Raw genomic sequence first — 3,789 nt, forward strand, 5'->3', positions numbered from 1 at the left:
ACCTGCACATCGTCGGACCCAACATGGCCACCCAGCCCTACGGCATCGGGGTCAACCTGACCAACACCGGGCTGGTCCGGTTCGTCAACGGCACCCTGGAGCGGATCCGCCGCGACGGCACGTGGAACACGTTGTACCGCAAGTGGTTGACGGTGCTGGGGCCCGCGCCCGCGCCACCGACGCCGAGGTATCTGGACTGATGGCCGAGTCGGAGAAGATCGAGCAGCCGGAAACCGGCGCCGACGAAAGCCCGGGCACCCAACCGCCGGACACGCAGGGCGGCGGCCCGACCACGGGGCGCATCCAGGCCACCCAGGCGCTGTTCCGACCCGACTTCGACGATGACGACGACGACTTTCCGCACATCTCGCTGGGCACCCTGGACAGCGATCCGCAAGACCGGGTGACGGTGGGGACGCGGGTGCTGCCACCGGTCCGCCACCTCGGCGGCGGCCTGGTCGAGATTCCGCGGGTGCGCGACATCGACCCGCTCGAGGCCCTGATGACCAGCCCGGTGGTGCCGGAGGGCAAGCGGTTCTGCTGGAACTGCGGGAAACCGGTCGGCCGGTCCGGCAAGGAGGGCAAGGGCAAGTCGGAGGGCTGGTGCCCCGCCTGCGGCAGCGCGTATTCGTTTCTGCCACAGCTGAATCCGGGTGACATCGTCGCCAACCAGTACGAGGTCAAGGGCTGCATCGCGCACGGCGGGCTGGGGTGGGTGTACCTGGCGGTCGACCACAACGTCAACGACCGCCCGGTGGTGCTCAAGGGCCTGGTGCATTCGGGCGACGCCGAGGCGCAGGCGATCGCGATGGCCGAACGGCAGTTCCTCGCCGAGGTGGTCCACCCGCAGATCGTGCAGATCTTCAACTTCGTCGAGCACAAGGACCGCGGCGGCAACCCGGTCGGCTACATCGTCATGGAGTACATCGGCGGGCAGCCGCTCAAGCACGGCAAGGACAAGAAGCTCCCCGTCGCCGAGGCCATCGCCTACCTGCTGGAGATCCTGCCGGCGCTGACGTATCTGCACTCGATCGGCTTGGTCTACAACGACCTCAAGCCGGAGAACATCATGCTGACCGAGGAGCAGCTGAAGCTGATCGACCTGGGGGCGGTGTCGCGCGTCAACTCGTTCGGCTACCTCTACGGCACGCCGGGATTCCAGGCGCCCGAGATCGTGCGGACCGGCCCGACGGTCGCGACCGACATCTACACCGTGGGGCGCACCCTCGCGGCGCTGACGGTGAACCTGCCCACCCGCAACGGCCGCTACGTCGACGGCCTGCCCGACGACGACCCCGTGCTGGCGACCTACGACTCGTACCGGCGGTTGCTGCGCCGCGCCATTGACCCCGACCCGCGGCGCCGATTCGCCAGCACCGAAGAGTTGTCCGCCCAGCTGATGGGCGTGCTGCGGGAGGTCGTCGCCCAGGACACCGGCGTGCCGCGGCCGGGCCTGTCGACCATCTTCAGCCCGAGCCGCTCGACGTTCGGGGTGGACCTGCTGGTCGCGCACACCGACGTCTACCTGGACGGCCAGGTCCACTCGGAGCGGCTGACGGCCCGCGAGATCGTCACGGCGCTACAGGTGCCGCTGGTCGACCCGGCCGACGTCGCCGCCCCCGTGCTGCAGGCGACGGTCCTCTCTCAGCCGGTGCAGACCCTGGATTCGTTGCGCGCGGCCCGCCACGGCACGCTGGACGCCGACGGCGTCGAGGTGTCCGAGTCGACCGAGTTGCCGCTGATGGAGGTTCGCGCGCTGCTCGACCTGGGCGACGTGGCCAAGGCCACCCGGAAGCTGGACGACCTGGCCGAGCGGGTTGGCTGGCAGTGGCGGCTGGTTTGGTATCGGGCCGTCGCCGAGCTGCTCACCGGCGACTACGACTCCGCCAGAACGCATTTCACCGAGGTACTGGACACCTTCCCCGGCGAGCTGGCGCCCAAGCTGGCGTTGGCGGCCACCGCCGAGCTGGCCGGTGACGTCGATGAGCAGAGGTACTACCAGACGGTGTGGAAGACCAACGACGGGGTGATCTCGGCGGCCTTCGGCCTCGCCAGATGGCTGTCCGCCGAGGGCGATCGCGCCGGCGCGGTGCGCACGCTCGACGAGGTGCCGCCCACCTCAAGGCATTTCACCACCGCGCGGCTGACGAGTGCGGTGACCCTGCTGTCCGGCCGGTCGAAGAGCGAGATCACCGAGGAGGACATCCGCGACGCCGCCCGGCGGGTGGAGGCGCTGCCCCCGACCGAACCGCGGGTGCTGCAGATCCGCGCGCTGGTGCTGGGCTGTGCGATGGACTGGCTGGAGGACAACAGGGCCAGCACCAATCACATCCTGGGTTTTCCGTTCACCGAGCACGGGCTGCGCCTGGGCGTCGAGGCCGCGCTGCGCAACCTCGCCCGGGTGGCGCCCACCCAGCGGCACCGCTATGCGTTGGTGGACATGGCGAACCGGGTGCGGCCGACGAGCACGTTCTGAGTTGCGCCCTTGGCGCGATCGCGTGTGCGTCCAGGGCGGCGACACGCCGTACGGCCCCACCCTGAGCGCACGCTCAAAGCCCTGAGCGCACACGCGATGCGGCCAGCGCGGCGCGAACCCGCCGCACGATCGCGGCCGGCCGGTCCTCGGCGACCACCCGGACGACGATCCAGCCCAACTCCTCGAGCATCTCGGCGCGCCGAATGTCCTTGACGTATTGCCGCCGGTCGGTGCGGTGTTGGTCGCCGTCGTATTCGACCGCCACCAGGTGCTCCTCCCAGCCCATGTCGAGGTAGGCGAAGGGAATGCCGTCGTCGGCTAGCACCGGGATCTGTGTTTGGGGCCGCGGCAGGCCACCGTCGATCAGGAGCAGCCGCAGGTAGCTCTCCCCGGGCGACTGCGACCCGGGGTCGAACAGCGCCAGCGCGGCTTCCAGGCGCCGCAGGCCGGGCGAGCCGGGATGGCATCCCGCGGCGCGCAGCACGTCGTCGGCCTTGAAGCCCGTCGCCCGGGCCAGTGCGTCCAGCCGCGCGACGGCCGAGCGCACAGCCCCGCGCCGGCCGATGTCGAAGGCGGTGCGCTCGGGCGTGCTGACCGGGTAGCCGCCGACGAGCTGCGTCTCGCCGTCCAGCAGCACACCGCGCCGCGTCAGCACGCCGCGCGGCGGGCGGCCGTTGGCATGCGCCAGCTCGACGGGCACGTCGTCGGGAATCCATTCGGCGCCATGCAGTCTGGCGGCGGCGGCCCCGACCACCGTCGCCCGGCGCCCCGACCACAGCCAGGCCGCCCGGATGCGCAGCTCCAGCGAGAGCTGGGCGTCGTCGGGCAGGTAGACGTTCGGGAAGACGGGGCGGTAACGGGCCCGCAGTTCATGGCGGCTCAGCACGCCTGACCGCAGGGCCTCGCTGCCGAGGAAGGGTTGTTCCATGCCGGGCAGGTTCGCACCGCACCGCAGAGCCTCGTGTGCGGCCATCCACAGGGAAAACATAGGTCCATGCCGCAGAGTTGACCCATGCCTGGGCAGTCCACCGCATGGGTCAGCACGGCCCGCGCGCTACGGCGAGCCGGGTTCGGGGTGACCGGACCCGAGGTGGACGCCGCACTGGGCGGCGACTGGCCAACTTACGTCGACGCCATGCTGGCCGCGAATCCCGATGCCGACCCGGGAGCGATCGCCAGCCCGATGCCGACGTTGACGCCACCCCGACCGCCCGGAAAGTCCGCCGCGCCCGCGGCCCGCAAGCAGTACAACCAGCAGCTCTCCGAGCAGCAGCGCGCGTTGTCCGACTGGTGGCTGCACCGCATGGTCAGCG

Annotated in this window: 4 protein-coding genes; 3 read left to right on the plus strand and 1 reads right to left on the minus strand. The window is 70.7% G+C overall.

Annotation, left to right across the window (positions count from 1 at the left end; genetic code table 11):
- The coding region (locus tag A5691_RS09715; protein ID WP_156669951.1) for a transporter substrate-binding domain-containing protein at window positions 1-200 on the plus strand (200 nt) is incomplete at its 5' end.
- Window positions 200-2,476 carry a serine/threonine-protein kinase PknG gene (locus A5691_RS09720; protein WP_068015936.1) on the plus strand — a complete coding sequence of 759 codons (2,277 nt, stop codon included), beginning with the start codon at window positions 200-202 and terminating at the stop codon, window positions 2,474-2,476. The genes A5691_RS09715 and A5691_RS09720, both read left to right, overlap by 1 nt.
- A gap of 73 nt (window positions 2,477-2,549) precedes the next feature.
- On the opposite strand, the gene A5691_RS09725 is transcribed toward A5691_RS09720, so the two are convergent.
- Window positions 2,550-3,404: a DUF559 domain-containing protein gene (locus tag A5691_RS09725; protein ID WP_068015940.1), complete on the minus strand. Its 855-nt coding sequence runs from the start codon at window positions 3,402-3,404 to the stop codon at window positions 2,550-2,552.
- Window positions 3,405-3,488: 84 nt separating this feature from the next.
- Between A5691_RS09725 and A5691_RS09730 the strand changes: the two genes are divergently transcribed.
- Window positions 3,489-3,789: DUF1800 domain-containing protein (locus A5691_RS09730; RefSeq protein WP_231975383.1), on the plus strand; the 301-nt coding region annotated here is incomplete at its 3' end.

The sequence above is a fragment of the Mycobacterium sp. E183 genome (assembly GCF_001667735.1).
Taxonomy (GTDB): domain Bacteria; phylum Actinomycetota; class Actinomycetes; order Mycobacteriales; family Mycobacteriaceae; genus Mycobacterium.